Source organism: Ruminococcus sp. YE71, from assembly GCF_900119155.1.
Classification (GTDB): Bacteria; Bacillota; Clostridia; order Oscillospirales; family Ruminococcaceae; genus YE71.
Genome location: NZ_FPIR01000004.1, coordinates 115,562 through 136,211 on the forward strand (window position 1 = coordinate 115,562; position 20,650 = coordinate 136,211).

The following is a 20,650-nucleotide window of genomic DNA, read 5'->3' on the forward strand; positions in this document are numbered from 1 at the left end:
TGTCAAGAGCACAGACGCATTTTAATAAAAATGCAAAAAAATAAGCCCCACACGATGTGAGGCGGTAGATGAAACAAAATAAAACTATGTGTAGAACAAAAGAAAGGAGACAACAAAACGGATGTTAGTTTCAAACATTACTGAATGAGTTACTTAACATCATCTATATTATATACTAATTTCGGCGATAAGTCAAGAGTTTCGGCTGATTTTTATTTTTAACTATTTTTTTTCAGCATTATGCACAAAATCGTTTTGTGCGGTTCGCCTAAATCGACGGTTTTTTACATAAAAGATTTATCTAATATTAACATAGATATACTATGTGAACATTATCCTGAAATCTACTTTAAATATACCTTAAATCGCCGAAAAAGGCTTAAAAGATGGTTTACAAATAGTTTACCTGATACGGCAGCGATATAGCGCGTTTTTTCCTTGATTCGCCGTGGAAAATGTGATATAATATATAGAAAATAATGTAAGCCGCAATTCCGAAAAAGAGGGAAAATATGAAGCTCAGACAAGCAACCGTACCGAGGCTGCCCGTGTGGTCGTGTATACTGCTCACAGCCCTGCTGTCTGCGGTGGTATCAGCGGTCTCGGGAATTCTTTTCATACTGATCGCAAGTGCGCCCATCAATACCGTCATCGTGGTGCTGAGCACGGCGGTGCTCGTGCTGATGCCTGCATTCGCGGTCAAGACGCTCTGCGTGTTCATCGGTTTCAGGGAACGCAGGCTGACTACCCTGCTTCTGACGCTGGGGTATCTGGCATCGCTGTGGGCGTCCTTCGCGTTCTACGTCAGCCACGACTACGAACTGAGCGTATACCGCTATATGCGCGCAACCGATGCCGATGTCTACTATTTCGGCGGATATGAAGACCTGCACGCCGACTACGCCGACGCCGCGGATTTCATGATTCAGATGCAGCAGGCGCCCGCCTCCATCGTGCTGGAGAGCATGAGCGAGGGCAAGCTACGTGCGCTGACAGCCGAACAGCTGGAGACCATAAACAGCGAGTCGTTATGGGACTATTTCGACTACAGCCACATCTTAGGCAAGTCCGCCGACGAGGTGGATGCGTCACTGAGGGCAGCGCGGACGATGAACGCATACGATTTCACCTTCGATTACAGAGGGCTCCGTGCGAAGAACTGGGGCTATATGCTCGAAAAGCCGTCGCGGTGCAGTGACGAGATACGCTCGATCGCGAAGTACGGCTCCCACGCGGTGAAGTTCGACACGTTCAGCTTTTTCATCTTCGCACAGCTGGCGGTCATCGTGATGATAGGCGTCCATTTCGACATCGACGCGAAGGGTCAGCTGATATACGTCTACGAGCCGTTGAAGCTCGAAATGATAAAAGCGATAGTACGCCGTTCGGGCGAAGCGCTGCGCGAGATGAAGCAGGGCTGGAAAATAAAATAGGACTGCTGTAAAAAAGGTATCGCCCGTAAGATGGATACCCATATAGAAGTTTTGCTCCGAAGCATTTCAAAATGCTTCGGAGCATTCGTTTTTATACGGCTGCTAAAACAATTCATAATTTATCTTACCAATTCTATCGTCTGGGCATCGGCATCCAGCTTAGCCGTGATTCCGATAGGCAGCGTCAGCATGGGTGCACAATGGCTAAAATCACACTCGGCAAGCACGGGATAATTCGGTCCGTTCAGATAATCGTATATAAACTCATAATACGTTTTCTCTGTCCCGTAATGCTGAAATTGCCTACATTTCCCGATGATAAGCCCACCAATCATGTCGAAAACACCGCAGATTTTCAACTGAGCCAATGTTCGTTCCACGCTGCACGCCCACTCCTCGGTATCTTCAATGAACAGAATATCACCCTTGCGTATTTCCGGCATATATGGGGTACCCCATATATTTCCGATAGTATACAGGTTCCCGCCGATAAGTCTGCCCGATACCTTTCCGCCGCTCAGAGTTATAATCTCATTTGGAATACACTTTTCCTCGGTTAATTCCTGCGACCATTCTATAACGTCGTCAGAATAGTATTCGGGGAAAATATATTTGTAGCATTCTTCAAAGTTCAGCACATCGCAAAGGCTTTTTAAGGCAATATCCCGATACGGATTGAGCCTTGCATAGCTTGTTACAAAGTTCGAGCCGTAATATGTGGGTACGCCTGTTTTCGTATAAATTGCCATCAGCAGCGCTGTCACATCTGACATACCTACAACGGGTTTCGGGTTTTCCGCGTAGTATTCATAATCAATGTACGGGAGCATACCGTTCGTCACCTGACCGCCGACACTCGCCATAAGTATACGGATCTCGGGATCGTGAAGCAACGCATTGAATTCATCAGCTCTTTCTTCTGGTGAGCCTGAAACGTACGCGTCTGCCTTTCCCCATAGCTTGCCGTGCTTTACATTAAAACCCTGGGAGCGAATAAATTTCTCTGCACGAGCAGCAGCTTCCGGCGCTTCATTTGTGATGCACCACGACGGGCTGAAAACGCCTATTGTTGAACCTGTTTCTATTTTCATAGCTTTTCCCCTATTCATCGAATATAAATCAATCCCGATATATATTAATAGCAATTATAACATAGCATCGCTGCACTGTCAATAGAAACGCCATAGTACTTCTGACTGTAAATCAGAAATACTATGGCATAAAACTACTATATTAGCATAGCCCGTATGTGAGCGATACCTTATTTTTTTACTTATCCTGATTTCTGAGGTCAACGATGCGCTTTGCCTTGCCCTGGAATCTTTCCAGAGTCTTGCAGTCAACGATGGTCAGCTTGGTCGCGATACCGAGGACTACCTTCAGCTCGTGAGTAACTCTTCTGTGGAGCTCCTCAAGCTGTGCGTAGTTGTCGAGCATACTGCTGTAGTTCTCGTTCAGCTCCACCTTGATCTCCAGATGATCCGCGAAGTTCTCACGGGTCAGTACCAGCTGATAGTGGGGTGCGATCTCGTCAAAGGTCATCAGCACGCTCTCGATCTGCGACGGGAACACGTTTACGCCGCGGATCTTCAGCATATCGTCCGATCTGCCCTTGGGCTTGCCCATTCTCGCGGTAGTTCTTCCGCAGGCGCACTTCTCGTAGTTGATGGAAGTGATGTCGCGGGTCCTGTAGCGGAGTATCGGCATACCCTCCTTGGTCAGGGTGGTGACTACCAGCTCGCCCTCGCTTCCTGCGGGGAGCACCTCGCCCGTAGCAGGGTCGATGATCTCGCAGTAGAAGTGATCCTCGTTGATGTGCATACCGTTTCTCTCGCGGCACTCGCCCGAAACGCCGGGGCCGCCGAGCTCGCTCATGCCATAGTTATCGGTGACGAACATACCCGTAGTCTGCTCGATAGCGTTTCTCATCTCTATGGTGCAGCCCTCAGAGCCCAGCAGACCGAGTTTCAGGTGTATCTTGTCCAGAACGCCCTTTTCCTTCGCCAGCTCGCCGATGTACTGTGCGTAGCTCGGGGTGGCAACGAGGGTATCGGTACCGAAGTCCTGCATCAGCATGATCTGCTTGTCGGTGTTGCCGCTCGAAGACGGAACAACCGTCGCACCGATCTTTTCAAGGCCGTAGTGCAGACCCAGCGCACCCGTGAACAGTCCGTAGCCGAAGCATATCTGCACAAGGCTGTTCTCGTCCGCGCCTGCGGCGGTAACTATACGAGCCATGCAGTCGCTCCATGCGTCGAGGTCGTTTGCGGTGTAGCCTACGACGGTAGGCTTGCCAGTTGTTCCCGACGAAGCGTGCAGTCTCACGATCTTGCTCTGCGGAACGGAGAACACGCCGAAGGGATAGTTATCGCGCAGGTCGGCTTTGGTCGTGAACGGTATCCTCTCGATATCCTTGAGTTCCTTGATGCTGTCGGGGTCAAGACCTATCTCGTCAAATCTCTTGTGGTAGAAAGGCGAATTATCGTAGCAGTACTTCACGAGCTTTTTGAGCTTTGTGAGCTGGTCTGCCTCGATCTCGCTTCGGCTCATAGTCTGAGCTTCTTTCTGGAAAAACATATTGCATTACTCCTTTGGTGTTTTAAAGCGTATATACGTGTATTATACCATATCCCGTCAAAAAAAGCAAGCATTTATCCACATTTTCTTAAAAATATCCCCCGAAATGTGCATTTTGCATAAATCGTGGGAGACTTTTTTTACTATAAAAATCAGAGTATTTCCGTGGGAAAACGTATTTTTTTCGAGCCGTCAAGCCGTTTACTCGTATCTGCGGTTCTTGCTGTAGTCGAGATACACCCCGTAGTACTCGGGGGCGTCGGGGCGCACTATGCCCTTTCTCACAAGCATATCCTTCGGCTCGTCTATCCTCAGCGAACGCACTCTGCGGCGCATCGGCAGTATCTTCGTCGGCGACACCGACAGCATATCCACACCCATCGCGATGAACGCTTCGAGCAGTTCGGGCTCACCTGCCAGCTCGCCGCAGATGCCTATCCACTTGCCGTAGCGGTGGATGCTGTCCGCTGCCATCTTTATCATGCGCATTACCGCCAGATGATGCGAACGGCAGTACTTTTCAAGCCGCGAATCCGTCCTGTCTATCGCCAGCGCGTACTGTTCAAGATCGTTGGTGCCGACGTTGAAGAAATCGACCTCCCTCGCCAGCTCTTCCGACAGCATTACCGCGGCGGGCGTTTCTATCATGATGCCTATCTCAACGTCCTTCGAGTAGGGTATGCCTTCCTCGTCCAGCTCTTCCCAGACGTTTGAGATTATCGCCTTTATCGCGATTATCTCCTCGGGGTCAACGATGAGGGGGAACATTATCGCCAGCCTGCCGTACATCGAAGCACGGTAAAGCGCCCTCAGCTGTGTACGGAACACCTCGGGCTTCTCAAAGAACAGGCGTATCGAGCGCACGCCCATGGCAGGGTTGTCCGAACCGCCGTAGATGAAGTCGGGGTTCTTGTCCTCGCCGATGTCGAGGGTCCGCACCACGACGCGCTTGCCGTTCATTCGTTCGAGCACGCGGCGGTAGGTATAGAATTGCAGTTCCTCGTCGGGGAAGTCATCATTTTGCAGGTACATGAACTCCGAGCGCAGAAGTCCGATGCCCTCCGCATCGTTGTCCTCAACGTACTTAACATCCGTAAGGCCGCTGATGTTGGCGTATATCTCTATCTCGCGGCCGTCGAGGGTGACGTTCTTTCTTCCGCGGAGCCTCATGAGCAGTTCGCGTTTTCTGCCCTCTTCCTCGCGCTTTTCTATCATGCGGCGTTTTGTGGCGTTGTCGGGGTCGATATAGAGGATGCCCGCGAAGCCGTCAACTATCGCCTCACAGCCGTCGTAGTCATCCGACAGCGCCTTGCCGAGAGCCGCTATCGAGGGGATGCCCATGGTCCTCGCCAGTATCGAGGTGTGCGAAGTCACCGAGCCGTAGCAGGTGCAGACCGCACGCACAAGATGTGTGTCGAGCCGTATAGTCTCGGAAGGTTCAAGGTCGTAGGTGCAGAGAATGGTATTGCGTTCAAATTCGAGCTTCTGTTCCGACTTGTTCTGGATATGTCTGATAAGTCTGCCCGAGATGTCGAGTACGTCGGCGGTACGGGCGCGGATATAGTCGTCCTCTGCGCGTCCCAGCGAGCTTGCGACCTCAGCGGCGGCGCGGTGAACGGCGTAGTCGGCAGTCACGCTCTCCTCGCGTATCATCTGTTCTATCTTGTTCACGAAGCCGTAGTCCTCGATGAGCATACGGTGTATCATGAAGATCTCGGCGTGGTCTTTGCCTATCTTGCGGACTTCGCGCTCGTAAAGCTCGTCAAGTTCCTTGAGCGAGAGTTTTTTCGCGTACTCGTAGCGCTGAAGTTCAAGCTCGGGGTTGCCGACCTTATGCCTGTTGACCACGATATCGTCGCGGCGGTAGAATTTTATCTTCCCGAACACGATGCCGCCCGATGCGGCGCGTCCTCTTATCCTCTGCATAATTTCACCTCTTCGGATTATTGACCTGCACGATTCACAATCTGCACAGCATTATGTATTCCTCGGCGTTCTCGCCCACCGTCACAAAGCCGACCTTTCTGTACATCCTGACGGCGTAGTTTGCCTTCTGCACCGCGAGCGAAGCCTGCTCAAAGCCTGCCTGCCCGAGTTTTCCGAGCATCTCTTTCATCAGCGCCGTCCCTATCCCGTGACCGCGGTACTCCTTGTACAGCGATATAGCGAAAGACGGAGTTTCATCGTCGATATGTCCGTAGTCGTTCATGATGCGCGTCCACACCGCCCCGACTATCCGTCCGCCGACTTCTGCCGCGAGTGCGAAGTCGCCCCTGCGCGTTCCGAAATCCTCGGTATAGACCCTGAGTTCGGGCTGTTCGATGATGCTTCTCGGCGGCGGCTCGATACCCTCGGGGATGAATATCGCCTCGTACAGGAAGTCGTCGAGCCTGCTGTATTCCTGCGGGGTCATGTCTCTTATTGTGTAGTCCATCTTGTCTCCTGTTTTCGAGTTTTTTCGCTTTTTGGGAGTGGTATTATTTATTTTGAGAAAGGGTGTGATCTTTGTTTGGGTGGAGTGCGGAGCTTGCTTGGAGCTCTTATTCCGATATTTTGTCAAGTGACAGCGTCGCTATGCCGTTCAGACTCATATCCGCACGCTTGCCTGCCATATAATCATAGTAGCCCTGACAGGCTATCATAGCGGCATTGTCTCCGCAGTATTTCAGCTCGGGCATGAACAGCTCGATATGACGGTTCTTACACGCGGTCTCGAACGCACCTCGCACGCCAGAATTCGCCGAAACACCGCCTGCTATCGCAAGCCGCTTGCTCCCCAGCATCTTCGCCGCCGCCATCGTCCTTTCAACGAGCGTGTCGGCGACTGTTTTCTGGAAGGAAGCCGCCATATCCTCACGGCGCACAGGCTCGCCCTTCTGCTCGGCGTTATGGACGGTATTGATGACCGCCGTTTTCAGCCCCGAGAAGCTCAGGTCGAACTCGCTGCCCGGTATCTTCGGCTTCGGAAGCTTGTAGGCAGTCGGGTCGCCCAGCTTTGCCGCCGCGTCGATGAACTTTCCGCCCGGATACTCGTACCCCAGCACCCTCGCCGCCTTGTCGAAGCACTCGCCTGCAGCGTCGTCACGGGTGCGCCCGATGACGTGGTAGTGGGTGTGGTCGCGGACTTCGATGATGTGGCTGTGACCGCCCGAAATGACAAGGCAGAGGTAGGGCGGTTCAAGGTCGGGATGGGTCAGGTAATTCGCGGCGATATGCCCCGCGATGTGGTGAACGGGTATCAGCGGCTTGTTCGCTGACATGGCAAGACCCTTCGCGAAACTGATGCCCACAAGCAGTGCGCCGATAAGTCCCGGCGCGTAGGTGACCGCCACCGCGTCGATGTCGGAGAGGGTGCAGTCGGCTTTGAGAAGCGCCTCACGCACCACCCATCCGATGTTCTCGGCATGGCGCCGCGAAGCTATCTCGGGCACGACGCCGCCGTAAAGCCTGTGCTCGTCGATCTGGCTCGCCACCACGTCCGAAAGAACGACCCTGCCGTCCTCAACAACGGATGCAGCAGTCTCGTCGCACGAACTCTCTATTCCTAATATCTTCATATTATCACGCTTTCATGTGTTATAAATCAGTACTTGCAGGGGGGTGAGTGCGGGTTTTAACCGGGGAAACCTTTCTGAAGAAAGGTTCTCCCCTTGCCGTGCGAAGCTAAGGCGGCCCCCATTCCAAAGACTTTTAATATGTCGTTCGTTAGTTGTGGTCTAAAAGACAGACTCTCACCGTTTCATGAGTGACAATCTAAAAAATTCCGCAAATGATGCGTTACGCCCTATCGAACGTCTTTTTGGCAGGGGACGCACAATTGAAGAGAAGAGTGACACTCTTCACGACCAATACTACCCGCACCCAGTCACCACAAACCATTATTTATTTTATTATACCAATTTTTGCGTGATTCTTCAAGTGCGGAATATCGTCCGAAATGTATGTTTACAATATATTAACATTTGCAGGCATATCCTGAATGTACAAGCATATTTATATAATGAGTACAAACCCTCATCAACCGAAACGGAGCTGATAAAATGTCAACATTAACAGAAGAAAAGCACATCGGGCTCACCTCTGCCGAAGCAGAACTGCGCCTTGCCGAACAGGGCGAGAACCGATTTGCGCGGAAGAAAAAAGTCAGTGCGGCAAGGATCTTCGCAGGGCAGTTCAGGGACGTGATGGTCATGATACTGCTCATCTCAGCAGCGGTGTCGGTGTTCGTCAGCGGGTGGCAGGATGCTCTGCCCATCATGATAATCGTCGTGATGAACGCCGCCCTCGGGTTCTTTCAGGAGTACCGCTGCGAGAAGACCCTTGAGCGCATGGAAGAGCTCGCCGCCCCCGAAGCCAGAGTCCGCCGCGACGGCGAGCTTGTGACGATACCTGCCTCGCAGGTGGTGACGGGGGACGTCTTCGAGGTCGAAGCAGGCGACCGCTTCCCTGCCGACTGCATCATCCTCTCTCAGAACCGTCTCGCCTGCGACGAAAGCGCACTCACGGGCGAAACTCTCCCCGCCGAAAAGACCGCATGGTCGGGCGAGGAAGACCGCAAGTCCATCAACTTGCCATACATGGGCTACATGGGGACTTCGGCAGTGCGCGGCTCGGCGGTGTGCGAGGCAGCGGCGGTCGGCACGGCTTCGCAGATGGGGCAGGTGTCGGGGATGCTGGGCGGCATCGAAAACGAACAGACTCCCCTGCAAAAAAAGCTCGGCGAGCTTGGAAAAGTGCTGGCTCTCATCTGTCTTGCGGTGTGCGTGCTGGTGTTCGCGGCAGGAGTGATACGCGGCGAAGCGGTGGGCGAGATGTTCTTCACGGCGGTGTCGGTGGCTATCGCGGCCATCCCCGAAGGTCTGCCTGCGGCGGTGACAATCGCCCTCGCGCTGGCGGTAAGACGTATGCTCAGACAGAACGCCCTCGTACATAAGCTGCACTCGGTGGAGACCCTCGGCTGTGCCAACGTCATCTGCACCGACAAGACGGGCACGCTGACCCAGAACCGCATGAGGGTCAGCCGTCTGTGCGTGCTGTCCGACACGCTCACCGAACAGGACACCTCCCAGAGCTTCACCGCATGGGACGGCGCGGCTCTCACCGAAGCGCTGATTTGTGCGGCGGTCTGCTCCAACGCGAGAAGGGTGCATGAGCCGCCGACGGGTGAACGCAACCGCCTGCGCCGTCCGCACTTCGAGGGCGACCCCACCGAAGCCGCACTCGCCGAGCTGTGCGCGTCGGCAGGCATCGAGCGCGAACTTCTGCTCTACAAACGCATCGACGAGAAGCCCTTCGACAGCGAGAGCAAGTATATGTCCGTGACCTGCCGAAGCCGCGAGGGAACGGCGGTGTTCACGAAGGGTGCGCCCGAAGTCCTGCTGAAAATGTGCCGTTCGCGGCGCACACAGCGCGGTCTCGAACCCCTCGGCGAGGAGCAGGTCTCGGCTGTCCGCAGCCGCTGTGACGAGCTCGCCGCCGAAGGTCTGCGGCTCATCGGACTGGCTGAGACGGTCGGGGGACAGACGGTGTTCCTCGGGTTCGCCGCCCTCGAAGACCCTCTGCGGCCCCAGGCCGCCGAAGCCGTCCGCGAGTGCCGCCGCGCAGGCATCGCCACTGTCATGATAACGGGCGACCACAAGCTCACCGCCTCCGCCGCCGCGAAACAGGCGGGCATCCTCACCCCCTCAAAGCGCGTCGTCACGGGCGAGGAGCTCGACCGCATGACCGACGAACAGCTCGCCGAGGAAATCGAAAACATCGCCGTGTTCGCGAGGGTGACGCCTGCTCACAAGCTGCGCATCGTCCGCGCTTTCAAGAGCCGCGGCAAGGTGGTGGCGATGACGGGTGACGGCGTGAACGACGCGCCTGCCGTCAAGGAAGCCTCCATCGGCGTGAGCATGGGCATCAGCGGCAGCGACGTCACCAAGCAGGCGGCGGACACCGTGCTGCTCGACGACAACTTCGCGACGCTGGTGTCGGCTGTGCGCGAGGGGCGGACTATCTACGCCAACATCCGCAAGTTCGTGCGGTACCTCATCGCCTGCAACATCGGCGAGGTGCTCACCATGTTCGGCGCGATGGTCATCGGGATGCCGATTCCGCTGCTGCCCACCCAGATACTGCTGGTGAACCTCGTGACCGACGGGCTGCCTGCGGCGGCGCTTTCCGCAGAGCCGCCCGAGCGCGACATCATGCGCCGTCCGCCGCGCTCCGCCGACGACAGCTTTTTCTCGGGTGGACTGCTGGGCAAGATGCTGATCCGCGGCGCACTCATCGCGGCGGCGGCACTGGGGTGCTTCTCGCTGCTGCTCCCGCAGGGGCTCGCGGCGGCGAGGACGGGGGCGATGCTCACGCTGGTGGCTTCGCAGCTGATACACGTTTTCGAGTGCCGAAGCGAGGATAAGCCGCTCTTCTCGATACCGCTGAAGGGCTGTCTGCCTGCGGTGGGCGCGGTGGCGGTGTCGGCGGCGTGTACGGCGGTCTGCTGTGTACTGCCGAAGCTGGCAGACATCTTCTCGCTGACCATGCCCGACACGAAAGGTCTTGTCATTTGCGCCGTGACAGCACTTGCCGCGCCGATGTGTTCGGCGGTGAGCGGAAGCATCTCGGTAGTGAAAACCTCCCGACGCTCTGTCTCCGAACGCGTATAATAGTCAATATTACCAAATTAAGACGAAAGTTTGCAAGGGCTTTCGTCTTTTTTAATGAAATAACGCTTACCTTATTGACAAACAATATTATATGTCGTATAATATCATACAGAAGGATACTATACGGCGTATAATATTATAGCAAACAACAAGACATATACCACAGGAGGGCTGCGATATGAAAAAAGCATTGATGATCTTTAGTAATATTTTCTTCGTGATACTGACACTTATTGCGGCACTTCTCATCATCACGAGCATTTAAGATCAGGTTCTGCCCGACTGCGGTCATGGTTTCGTGAACGAGCGTTTCAGCCGCGGAATGAAAGGACTCACCGCAGGGCTCGGCAAATAAAGACCAATAAAGGAGACAATCATGAAAAAAGCACTCAAATTATTCGGAAAATTTATACTCATACTGCTGATACTGATAGTCGCGTTCCTTGTCATCACGGGCATTTGGAATGCTATCGCGATGCATGGCGAAAAGGAGATCCTCAAGGAATATCCCGGACAGCTCGTTGAGATCGACGGTCACAATATGCACATTTACACAGAGGGAGACGGCGACCACACCATACTGTTCCTGTCGGGCTGGGGAACTGAATCGCCCTACTACGACTTCAAGCCCCTCTACTCGAAGCTCAGCGGCGACTACAAATGCGTGGTCATCGAGAAGTTCGGCTATGGGTTCAGCGACGAGATCGACGGTGAACGCGATTTCGACACCATACTCCGCGAGGACAGAGAAGCCCTCGAAAAGCTCGGCATCAACGGTCCCTTCGTGCTGTGTCCCCACTCGCTGTCGGGACTTGAAGCGACCCTCTGGGCGCAGAAGTACCCCGACGAGGTCGAGGGCATCGTGGGGCTCGATATGTCTTTCGGCAACAACCCGAACCTCGTAACAGCAAAGGAAAGCAAGGCGCAGAAAGCGATCATGAAGCTCAACAAGGTCGTCAGGATCTCGGGCATCAACCGTTTTCTGCTGACGATCAGCGACAACGAGGGACTTTCCGACGAGGAGACGAAGCAGTATATCGCGCTTGTCAGCAAGAACCAGGCGAACGACACCACCTGCCGCGAGAATGACGCTGTCACGGCGGTATTCGGCGAGATAACAGGGGCTGCCCTGCCTGACACTCCGACCATACAGTACATTTCTGCCGACCGCAAGGATGATGAGTCCGTGCTCAAAGCCTGCGACGAGATAGTTGCGGCTTCCAAAGACGGCAAAATGATCGAGCTTGACTGCGGTCACTACGTTCATCAGTATGAATCCGAGCGCATAGCTGAGGAAATGAAAGAATTCATTTCGGGACTCAACAAATAAAGCGAGGATACAACCATGAAAAAAGCACTGAAAATAATCGGGAAAATACTTCTCGGACTGCTGATACTGCTTACGGTATTCCTTATCATCATGACGGTATACAATCAGATAATGCTCAAAAAGAACAAGGACTTGTACGAAAAGCCGCTCGGTCAGCTTGTCGAGGTGGACGGGCACAACATGAGCATCTACACCGAGGGCGAGGGTCAGCACACTATCGTGTTCATGTCGGGGTGGGGGACTTCCTCGCCGATACTGGACTTCAAGCCGCTGTATTCACGGCTCTCGGACGAGTACAGATGCGTCGTTGTGGAGAAATTCGGCTACGGTTTTTCCGACATCGTGGACGGCGAGCGCGATATGGACACTCTGCTCCGTCAGGACAGAGAGGCTCTGCAAAAGGCAGGTATCGAAGCGCCGTATGTGCTGTGTGCGCACTCTTTTTCGGGCTACGAGGCGACGCTCTGGGCGCAGAAATACCCCGATGAAGTCGAGGGTATCGTGGGGCTTGATATGTGTACGCCCAACTGCGAGAGTGAGGAAACGCAGAAAAACGAGTCGAAACAGCTGGGGCTTGTAAAGCTTATCAACAGGGCGGGAAAGAACACGGGGCTGATAAGGCTTGTGGATTACGATCAGTCGGGGACGCTCACCGAAGACGAGGAAAAAATATTCACCGAGATAGCCTGCCATATCACCGCAAACGATACGATAATCAACGAGGGCGACATCGACTGCCGTATCAACGCGACTGCCGAGCTGAACTCCGCGCCCCTGCCGACCGTTCCCGTGCTGATGTACGTTTCCGCCGATAATTCGGGCGATGAACTGTGGGTCGGCGGTATGCAGGCTATGGTCGATGCGTCCTTAGACGGAAAACTGATACAGCTTGACTGCGGTCACTACGTTCACGATTTCGAGTACGAAAGGATAAGCGGAGAGATGAAAGCGTTCATAGCAAAACTTTGAAGAAAGATAACAGATGAAAGATAACAGATAACCGCATCAAGTATGATGCTGAAATGAGCGGCTGCGCCGCGTATCTGAATATTTGGCGGTTATCTATAATTCGTAGGGTGGGGGCTTGCCCCCCACCTCGGGCGCAAAACAAATGTCCGATTATCTGCGGCGGTTGCAGAGCCGAGGACGGATCATCAGAGAAAATAAGATATTTCTTTGGATTTTAAAGACTATTTAAGAAATTGTGTGATATAATTATAATCGGAAAGAGACGAGGATACTGATATGAAAAAAACAGTACTGAACAGCTTTGACGTTCGTGGGAACGGGGTGAGAACATGAGTGTATTCCCGATAAGCGCGGCACTTCTTGACGCTATGGTGCTTGCCGTTACGGAAAATGAGGACAGCTACGGCTACAAGATAACCAAAGACATCCAGGAGAAGGTCAGCGTCAGCGAATCGACGCTCTACCCCGTGCTCAGACGATTGCAGAAAAACGGGATGCTCGAAGTCTACGATATGCCGTATCTTGGGCGTAACCGCCGCTACTACCGCATAACAGAATGCGGCAAGGAACAGCTTTACGAGCTCAGACATGAGTGGACGGATTTTTCAAGACAGATCGGTTATTTTTTGAACGAGAGAAATGAACGAAAGGATATGGAGACATCATGACGGTAAACGAGTACAGAGACAGACTGGTAATGGCGCTGTCGGCGTTCGACCAGGATGAGGTAGCGAGCGTGGTGGATTACTACACCGAACTCATCGAGGACGCAGACAATCAGGAAGAACAGATGATGAGCCTCGGCAGCCCCGAACAGCTCGCAACAAAGATAATCCAGGAGAACGGCTGGGTAAAGCCCGAGGAAGAACAGCAGTATTCGCAGGGCATGAACGGCTTCCCGCCCCCTCCGCAGAACGGCTTCCCGCCTCCCCCAAAGGCTTCTGGCTGGAGCGCATTCCGCATAATCGCGCTGGTGCTCACCATGCCTTTCTGGACTGCGGGCTACTCACTCATGGCGGCGCTCTTCATCGTGATAGCGGCGGTATACTTTGCCTGCGCGGCGGCTTCGGCAGCAAGCTTCGTGGCGGCGTTCAAGTACATCAAGCAGTTCGTACCCTTCACCATCGAGATGTTCTTTGTGGCACTGATGATGCTCGGTCTGACAGTTCTTCTTTTCAGACCTGTGAAGGCACTGTTCCGCGGCGCGGCAGGACTCATCGCAGACTACAGCTATTTCCTGTTCGCACCGGGTCACATCAGACAGAAGCGCAGAGGTATGGCGCCGATAAACAAGCTGGCAGTCATCGTCGGCGCGGCACTGCTCGTTCTCGGAACTTCGGGCGCGATATTCAGCGAGTACAACAACAACAAGCGCATGGACGCTTACATCCAGAAGATGGATCTTGAGACCTTCGAGCAGAGTCTCAGCGGTCCCACCGACAACCTCTCCATCAACGCAAAGATCGGCAGCATAACCGTACTGCCCTCCACCGACGGCAAGGCAAAACTGCTGTGCGAGAACGTTCACAGAGAATACCTCAAGATCGAATCGGACGGCAGAATGAAGATCAGATACAACTACGATCTCATGAAGAGCTCGCCGCTGAGCCCTAAATTCGGCTTCGGTTCAATAAACAAGTACGCCGAAAAGACTACGCCGAAATTCACCCTTTATCTGCCCGAAGGTCAGACCTCGAAGATCAAGGTCTCCGCTTCCCTCGGAAATATAAAGCTCTCGGGCATCACGGCGACCGAGATGAATATCGAATGCAACTGCGGCGAGGTCGAACTGAGCGGATGCAAAGCCGCCGATCTTGACCTCAACAACGACCTCGGCGAAAACAAGATCGAAAGCTGCACTTTCACCGACGCGAAGGTCATCGACCACTGCGGCAGCATCGAGCTGTCGGGCACGACCTGTGAGGGTCAGATGACCGTTACCGACGACCTCGGCGACATCAAGGTGAACGAATGCACATTCAAGGCAGTCAGCGTCACCGACAACTGCGGAGATATTGACGTCAGCCAGACAACCTTCACAGCAGCGTCCGCGTTCCAAAACGACCTCGGCAGCTGCAATATAGACCTCCTCGGCACCGACTACGCCATCATGGCAACCACAGACCTCGGCGATGTCCGCATAAACGGCGAGGAACAGACCTCGACCACAGGCACCATCCCCGTAACCATAAATTGCAGCGCAGGAAGCATCACCGTCACCTTTAAATGACGAGTGCGGGTCTGACTGGGGGCAACCCGCCTTAGCTTCGCACGTTTCGCCTTAGCTTCGCACGTCCGCCTTAGCTTCGCACGTCCGCCTTAGCTTCGCACGTCCGCCTTAGCTTCGCACGTCCGCCTTAGCTTCGCACGGCTAGAAGAAAGGTTTCCCCCACCCCCCTTCCAAAGACTTTTAATATTGTCGTCTGTTGGTTGTGGTTTGGAAGATAGCCTATCACCGCTTCAAGAGTGACAATCTGAAAAATACTGCAATTGAAGCGTTATCCACCATCGAACGTTTTTTTGGCAAGAGCGCACAATTGAAGAGAAGAGCGCCACTCTTCCCGCCCAACACAAAATAATGCAGAAGCACCCCAAAGCCAAAAAGTATTAAAAGTTTTAGGAAAGGGGTTTGGGGGAAACCCTTTTTTCAAAAGGGTTTCCCCCAAGACAATCCCGCACTCATTAAGCGTAAAGCGCAACACCCCCCGAAGCAGGTCGAAGCTGCTTCGGGGGGTGTTGGTCATACCAGCATTTTGAGTTTGGAACCGAGGATGCGCATTTCGACGCTGCGGGATCTGCCGATGACCTCGCCGTCGGTGTGGACCCACAGGGGTTCGTCCGACCGCATCGCTATGTGTTCGGCGCGTTCGCTGTACACACCGCGCATGGACAGGTGTTTGCCTTTCAGCGCTTTCGGCAGCATCATGACAAACTCAGGATGTGACAGTCCGTTTCCGATGCAGAGGTCGAGCTGACCGTCGGCATAGTCGGCGTCGGGGCAGAATTTCAGTCCGCCGCCTTCGTGACAGTGGTTCATCGCGACCGCGCACAGGCACTTTTTGTACCGTTTGGTTTTTCCGCCGCAGGTTATCGTCACCGCCGACGGCCGTGCCGTGAAGCACACACGTATCGCCTTGATGATATATATCAGCCGTCCCAGCCCGAAACGGTTCAGGATGGGTTTGAGCCGCGAACGGTTCACGAGCTCGCAGGTCGCAGCCCCGAAACCAACGTCGCTGCTGATATTGAATCGCCGCTTTATCACGCTGCCGTCCTCGCAGCGGAATGTCAGCTCACCGACGTCGGCTTCGCGCTTCACGGTGCCGTCGAGCATCCTGCGGACAAGTTCCTCAGTGTCTGAGGGAAGACCCATATCGCGCACCATATCGTTGCCCGTGCCGCAGGGGATGAACCCGTACTTTGTCCTCTCAAAATCGACGATGCCGTTCACAGCCTCGTTCTGCGTACCGTCGCCGCCGATGACGACCAGCGCGGTCTCTTCCCCGCGGGAGGTCAGTTCGCGGCACATCTCCTCGATGCCGTATTCCTTCTCCGAGCGCCGCAGGGTGTAGGTGCAGTCGCCCGACCTGAATAGCGGCTCGACCGCCAGCCATTTTTTCCACGCCTTTCCCGACGCGCCCGTCGGATTCACAAGTATCTCAAAATGCATACCAAACCAACTTTCTCTGTTCTCTCTAATTCTCTCTAAAGACAAAGCCCGTGAGCCGAGCGGTTCACGGGCTTTAAAAGACTTTTATGGTTTTGCTCAGAGTTCGCCTGCGGTCTTGTGCAGAGTGTCGTTGAGTTCATCAACGAGCTGAGTGATCTGTTCGATCGACTCGGTGATGAGCTTCGAGCTTTCGCTGGTCTTTGTAACGTTCTCGTCAAGTGCGCCAAACGCCTTGATGGTCGTTTCAAGGATACCGATGAGCTGCTGAACGCTGCCTGCGTCCATGGTCGAGTTGCCCTTGCAGAACGCAACAACGTTCTGGAGGAGGTTGTTTACGACGCCTGCTCTCTCGTGAGTCTTGGTGTTTGCATCGCCGATATTGGTAACGTTCTCGGTTATCATGTCAACGTCGGCCTTGAGCTTGTCGGACAGAGCGAGACACTCGTTGGTGATCTCCTCAAGCTTTTCATGCTGCTCCTGTAAAGCGCTGTGTCTTGCGAGCAGTACGCTCTTAGCGTGAACGATACAGTTCTCGGGAGTATTGAGGCCTCTGTAGATAGAGATAGCCATATCGCGGCAGCTGTTGTAACCGCAGGCGTGGCAGTCGTAGCTGCGCTCGTCTTCGTTGTGCTTGCCCATGAGCTCGTAAACGCTTTCGAGCTGCTTGTCGGTAGGCACGGGGGTAGGCTTCTGAGGACGGTAGTTTCTCATGAAGTCCGCGAGTCTGAGCTCGTCATCGAACTTCTTGTAGAGCTTATCCTCACCTCTGTTGAAGGCGCCGCTGGTCTTACGTCTTGCCTTAGCGTCCTTCTCGACCTCACGCATGGTAGCCATAACGTCGAACACGCTCTGAGCGGTGCCTGTACCGGGACCTACGTTGCAGCCGAACTCGCAGGAGAGAACGTCGAAAACTTCTGGGTGCTTGAACTCGGGCATCTGAGCGTACATATCGAGCTCGGGGTAGACCTTGTGAGCGCCCTCGGAAGTAGTGATATTGATATCGGGGTCGAACAGCCAGAGGTTGTCTCTGAGACCGCCCGGACGGGAGTAAACGCTGCCCATCTGACCCTGCTGGTCATCGAACGAGTAGTCAAGCTCCTGTGCGGAGTTGGTAGGTATTCTTATATCGTTCTTGTCGAAGTATTCCTTCAGCTTCTTGAAGGTGATGTTGTAGTCGATAAGTCCGGTATCAATGAACTCATTCTTCTTAGCGATACACGGAGACAGCATAGCGATAGGATTATTGCGTCTGAGGTACTTTCTTACATAGGTCGCTTCACACATAACGGGGCTGTGGATAGGCGAGAGGTTCTGTAAAAGCTTGGGCTGATACATCTCTATGTACTTTACTATAGCCGCGCAGGGCTGTGTGATGATGTTGCCTACCTTCTTGTTCTGGATAGCTCTCAGGTGTGCCCACGAGCAGATATCCGCACCGAAGGATACGTCATAGATGATGCATCCCTTCTTCTTGAACCAGTCAAGGATACCCTTCCACTGGGTCGGGAACGCAGATTTTATCGAAGGTGCGGCAAGGATTATGAGCTTATCGCTGTTCATGCGGCTCATAGCAGCCTCGGTATCATCAAGATAGTCTCTTGCGCCGTGGTTGCACGCCTTTACGCACTCACCGCAGGCGATGCAGCGGTCGTTGTTGACTGTGGTAACAAATCTTCCGTCCTCTAATATTTTTGTGATGTTAGCCTCCGTAGCGGGACATACTCTGACGCAGGCATTACAGCCGACGCACTTGTCGGGTCTAACGATTATCAGATCAGCCATTTATAAAACAACTCCTTTTAATACTAATTTGCAGATCATATCTATATCGGGCACGCCCGGGTGCGGAATGGCTGCCGCACCCATTCATGCGTTCGTCCTAAAGGGAAATGCAGGCTCAGCTGTCGAGAGCTGCTGCCTGAGCCGCGAGAGCTGCAAGGTCAAGTCCGCCTGCGGGAGCAGCGTCCTTCTTCTCTTCCTTGGCGTCATCTCCGCCGAGTGCTGCCGCCTGAGCTGCGAGAGCCGCAAGGTCTACGCCGCCTGCGGGAGCTGCTGCGGTCTCAGCCGCAGGTGCAGAGCCGCCGTCGAGGGAAGCCGCAAGAGCCGCGAGCTTTTCGAGCTCTTCCTTTTTCTTCTTGTCAGCCTCGGAAACAGCCGATGCGTATACAGCGGTGACCTTCTTATATTCGGGAGCTTCGGGATATTCGGGCTCGAACTTCTTCGGCTCTCTGAACTGGGGAACTCCGCCCTGCTTGAGAGTCTTGTCCGCCTTTTTGAGCATCTCCTCGCTCTCGCCGAGCTTGGCGATACCGTCCTTCTGGAAGGTCTCGAACACGTTCTTGAGCTTCTCGACCTCAGCGGTGAAGCGCTCAACGTCGGAGAGCAGGCTGGCTCTGAGGTTATCGGAAGCCGCATCCATCTTCTCGGACTTGTTCTTTGCCTCAGCGTCGATCTCGGCAGCGCGTGTCTCAGCGTCGAAGATTATCTTCTTAGCCTTATTGTTTGCCTCATCAATGGTATCCTCAGCCAGCTTCTTCGAGTCAGCCTCGATCTGTTTAGCCTTGCCCGAAGCGGTATCCTCGATGAGCTTTGCGGACTTCTGAGCCTCGATGAAAACGGTGCTGAGTGCAGCCGCATCGGAGCCTGCGTTCGCAGCCTTGAGCTTGTCCTCAAGATCGGCCTTTTCGCCGTTAAGCTTCTCGATCTGAGCCTTGAGCTCTGCTATCTGATTGTCTTTCTGTTTATTATCGTCGTCTACAGCCTTGAACTTCTCGGAGAGAGTTTCGTTCTGTACCTGCACCTGCGTGAGTTTTGCACGCTCGGCAGCGAGGATCGATTCGTGAGCCTTTTCCTCGTCGGTGCCCTTTTTGTACTCATCGAGTCTGAGCTTCGACACTCTCAGCTCATTTTTCAGCTCATAGACCTGAGTGAACAGGAATTCGAGCTTTTTGTCAACGTCATTCTTGTCGTAACCGCCGAAGGTCACCGTTTTGATAAATCTGGATTCAGCCATTTGTGAAGATCCTCCTAAGTAAATATGCTGCGAAAAAAGGCTTTCTGACCCATTTCAGCGCCAAAAAGGCGCACGTAGCCGAAATGCCTATATATCATTTTCTATTATACATCATTTCTTAATAAATGTCAATACATTTTTTACAAAATTATGAGTTTTACACAGCAAATGCTATTGAATTTGTACATTATAAACTCATGGCAGATTTTCCCACTTCGTTTTCGGTGCAAAATGGCAATTTATAGCAAAAACACATCTGACCAAAATCAAATACTGCATCAAAAAAGCCTGCGAAGAACCGATCTGTCCGCAGGCGTGAATCAAATATTTCCTCTTTTTACCAGAAATCTTCACTGTCCTTGAGCATCTGTCTGACCTCGGGGTTATCGTAAAGACCGAGATCGTATAGCTTATCCGCCTGGCGGTTGGTCATCTTTCCTGTCATGGAGTAAACGAACTGACCGTGCTGACGCTGAACGCCGTCCCAGGAGTCTATGACCTTGATCCAGCCTTTTCTGCCGAGGGTGCGTTCGGGATATTTTGCGTCGGGGTAGAACTTATCGGCGAGCATGACCGCGCACTTTGCGTGACCCGTGAAATCGCAGGAGTAGGTGTCGCCATCGGGAGATATCCAGCCCAGCTGAAAGCCCTCATGGTTCTTGAAGAACATCTGTTCAAGAGGCAGAGGATATTTTTCGTCCGACTCAATGATCTCAACGAAAGCAAAATCGTTTTCGGGATCAAAGCTCCGATAACCGCCCTTTCCGTCAAAAACAACGGGGAGCTGTTCCTCGGTGATGACATTCTTCAGCGGAGATGCACACGCTTCCAGCGACTCAAGGGTATCATAGTATTCACAGCAATAATAACCCGTGTCCGCCTTATAGACAGCATATTTTCTCAACAAGAGTTCCCCTCTTCCCCAACAAAACAATACATAATCCCCACAGACAGTATCATATACCGTAATATATATGTTATGTTTTTAATCATAGCATTTTATACATT

The 20,650-nt window shown here is 53.3% G+C and carries 15 protein-coding genes; 6 read left to right on the forward strand and 9 right to left on the reverse strand.

Annotated elements, in window-relative coordinates; all coding sequences use genetic code 11:
• Positions 1-512: 512 nt before the first annotated feature.
• The gene (locus BT142_RS05075; RefSeq protein WP_072417130.1) at positions 513-1,433 is read left to right on the forward strand and encodes a hypothetical protein; all 921 of its coding nucleotides are present in this window, start codon (positions 513-515) and stop codon (positions 1,431-1,433) included.
• Positions 1,434-1,552: 119 nt separating this feature from the next.
• On the opposite strand, the gene BT142_RS05080 is transcribed toward BT142_RS05075, so the two are convergent.
• The 5 genes from BT142_RS05080 to tsaD form a co-directional block, all read right to left on the reverse strand.
• On the reverse strand, positions 1,553-2,578 hold the full coding sequence (locus BT142_RS05080; RefSeq protein WP_139182179.1) for a S66 family peptidase: 1,026 nt from the start codon (positions 2,576-2,578) through the stop codon (positions 1,553-1,555).
• 124 nt (positions 2,579-2,702) lie between these two features.
• Complete coding sequence (locus BT142_RS05085) at positions 2,703-4,010, reverse strand: phenylacetate--CoA ligase family protein (protein WP_072417132.1); 1,308 nt, start codon at positions 4,008-4,010, stop codon at positions 2,703-2,705.
• A 201-nt stretch (positions 4,011-4,211) separates the two neighbouring features.
• A complete protein-coding gene (gene ptsP, locus BT142_RS05090) occupies positions 4,212-5,936 on the reverse strand; it encodes a phosphoenolpyruvate--protein phosphotransferase (RefSeq protein ID WP_072417133.1) in 1,725 nt (574 codons plus the stop codon).
• Between the two features lie 34 nt (positions 5,937-5,970).
• Positions 5,971-6,444: a GNAT family N-acetyltransferase gene (locus tag BT142_RS05095; RefSeq protein ID WP_072417134.1), complete on the reverse strand. Its 474-nt coding sequence runs from the start codon at positions 6,442-6,444 to the stop codon at positions 5,971-5,973.
• Between the two features lie 106 nt (positions 6,445-6,550).
• On the reverse strand, positions 6,551-7,567 hold the full coding sequence (tsaD, locus tag BT142_RS05100; protein ID WP_072417135.1) for a tRNA (adenosine(37)-N6)-threonylcarbamoyltransferase complex transferase subunit TsaD: 1,017 nt from the start codon (positions 7,565-7,567) through the stop codon (positions 6,551-6,553).
• A 483-nt stretch (positions 7,568-8,050) separates the two neighbouring features.
• Here tsaD and BT142_RS05105 point away from each other — a divergent pair, with 483 nt between their 5' ends.
• The 5 genes from BT142_RS05105 to BT142_RS05125 all read left to right on the forward strand — a co-directional run bounded on the left by BT142_RS05105 (position 8,051) and on the right by BT142_RS05125 (position 15,189).
• On the forward strand, positions 8,051-10,660 hold the full coding sequence (locus BT142_RS05105; RefSeq protein ID WP_072417136.1) for a cation-translocating P-type ATPase: 2,610 nt from the start codon (positions 8,051-8,053) through the stop codon (positions 10,658-10,660).
• Positions 10,661-11,036: 376 nt separating this feature from the next.
• Positions 11,037-11,990: an alpha/beta fold hydrolase gene (locus BT142_RS05110; protein WP_072417137.1), complete on the forward strand. Its 954-nt coding sequence runs from the start codon at positions 11,037-11,039 to the stop codon at positions 11,988-11,990.
• 15 nt (positions 11,991-12,005) lie between these two features.
• The gene (locus BT142_RS05115; RefSeq protein WP_084659334.1) at positions 12,006-12,959 is read left to right on the forward strand and encodes an alpha/beta fold hydrolase; all 954 of its coding nucleotides are present in this window, start codon (positions 12,006-12,008) and stop codon (positions 12,957-12,959) included.
• Positions 12,960-13,288: 329 nt separating this feature from the next.
• Entirely contained in the window at positions 13,289-13,627 is a 339-nt protein-coding gene (locus tag BT142_RS05120; RefSeq protein WP_072417138.1) for a PadR family transcriptional regulator, read from the forward strand.
• Positions 13,624-15,189, forward strand: coding sequence for a DUF4097 family beta strand repeat-containing protein (locus BT142_RS05125; protein WP_072417139.1), 1,566 nt, complete (start codon positions 13,624-13,626; stop codon positions 15,187-15,189). Before BT142_RS05120 ends, BT142_RS05125 begins: the two co-directional genes overlap by 4 nt.
• A gap of 510 nt (positions 15,190-15,699) precedes the next feature.
• Here BT142_RS05125 and BT142_RS05130 read toward each other — a convergent pair.
• The 4 genes from BT142_RS05130 to BT142_RS05145 all read right to left on the reverse strand — a co-directional run bounded on the left by BT142_RS05130 (position 15,700) and on the right by BT142_RS05145 (position 20,546).
• Positions 15,700-16,629 (reverse strand): diacylglycerol/lipid kinase family protein, encoded by a 930-nt coding sequence (locus tag BT142_RS05130; RefSeq protein ID WP_072417140.1) that lies wholly within the window; start codon positions 16,627-16,629, stop codon positions 15,700-15,702.
• A gap of 96 nt (positions 16,630-16,725) precedes the next feature.
• On the reverse strand, positions 16,726-18,411 hold the full coding sequence (locus BT142_RS05135) for a [Fe-Fe] hydrogenase large subunit C-terminal domain-containing protein (RefSeq protein WP_072417141.1): 1,686 nt from the start codon (positions 18,409-18,411) through the stop codon (positions 16,726-16,728).
• Positions 18,412-18,526: 115 nt separating this feature from the next.
• Positions 18,527-19,642 carry a hypothetical protein gene (locus BT142_RS05140; RefSeq protein WP_072417142.1) on the reverse strand — a complete coding sequence of 372 codons (1,116 nt, stop codon included), beginning with the start codon at positions 19,640-19,642 and terminating at the stop codon, positions 18,527-18,529.
• 337 nt (positions 19,643-19,979) lie between these two features.
• Positions 19,980-20,546 (reverse strand): hypothetical protein, encoded by a 567-nt coding sequence (locus BT142_RS05145; protein ID WP_072417143.1) that lies wholly within the window; start codon positions 20,544-20,546, stop codon positions 19,980-19,982.
• Between the last annotated feature and the right edge of the window lie 104 nt (positions 20,547-20,650).

Excerpts from the sequence above, each read along its gene's own strand:
- BT142_RS05075 (WP_072417130.1), top strand. The coding sequence starts at position 513 with ATGAAGCTCAGACAAGCAACCGTACCGAGGCTGCCCGTGTGGTCGTGT.
- BT142_RS05085 (WP_072417132.1), bottom strand. The coding sequence starts at position 4,010 with ATGTTTTTCCAGAAAGAAGCTCAGACTATGAGCCGAAGCGAGATCGAG.
- ptsP (WP_072417133.1), bottom strand. The coding sequence starts at position 5,936 with ATGCAGAGGATAAGAGGACGCGCCGCATCGGGCGGCATCGTGTTCGGG.
- BT142_RS05095 (WP_072417134.1), bottom strand. The coding sequence starts at position 6,444 with ATGGACTACACAATAAGAGACATGACCCCGCAGGAATACAGCAGGCTC.
- tsaD (WP_072417135.1), bottom strand. The coding sequence starts at position 7,567 with ATGAAGATATTAGGAATAGAGAGTTCGTGCGACGAGACTGCTGCATCC.
- BT142_RS05105 (WP_072417136.1), top strand. The coding sequence starts at position 8,051 with ATGTCAACATTAACAGAAGAAAAGCACATCGGGCTCACCTCTGCCGAA.
- BT142_RS05110 (WP_072417137.1), top strand. The coding sequence starts at position 11,037 with ATGAAAAAAGCACTCAAATTATTCGGAAAATTTATACTCATACTGCTG.
- BT142_RS05115 (WP_084659334.1), top strand. The coding sequence starts at position 12,006 with ATGAAAAAAGCACTGAAAATAATCGGGAAAATACTTCTCGGACTGCTG.
- BT142_RS05120 (WP_072417138.1), top strand. The coding sequence starts at position 13,289 with ATGAGTGTATTCCCGATAAGCGCGGCACTTCTTGACGCTATGGTGCTT.
- BT142_RS05125 (WP_072417139.1), top strand. The coding sequence starts at position 13,624 with ATGACGGTAAACGAGTACAGAGACAGACTGGTAATGGCGCTGTCGGCG.
- BT142_RS05130 (WP_072417140.1), bottom strand. The coding sequence starts at position 16,629 with ATGCATTTTGAGATACTTGTGAATCCGACGGGCGCGTCGGGAAAGGCG.
- BT142_RS05135 (WP_072417141.1), bottom strand. The coding sequence starts at position 18,411 with ATGGCTGATCTGATAATCGTTAGACCCGACAAGTGCGTCGGCTGTAAT.
- BT142_RS05140 (WP_072417142.1), bottom strand. The coding sequence starts at position 19,642 with ATGGCTGAATCCAGATTTATCAAAACGGTGACCTTCGGCGGTTACGAC.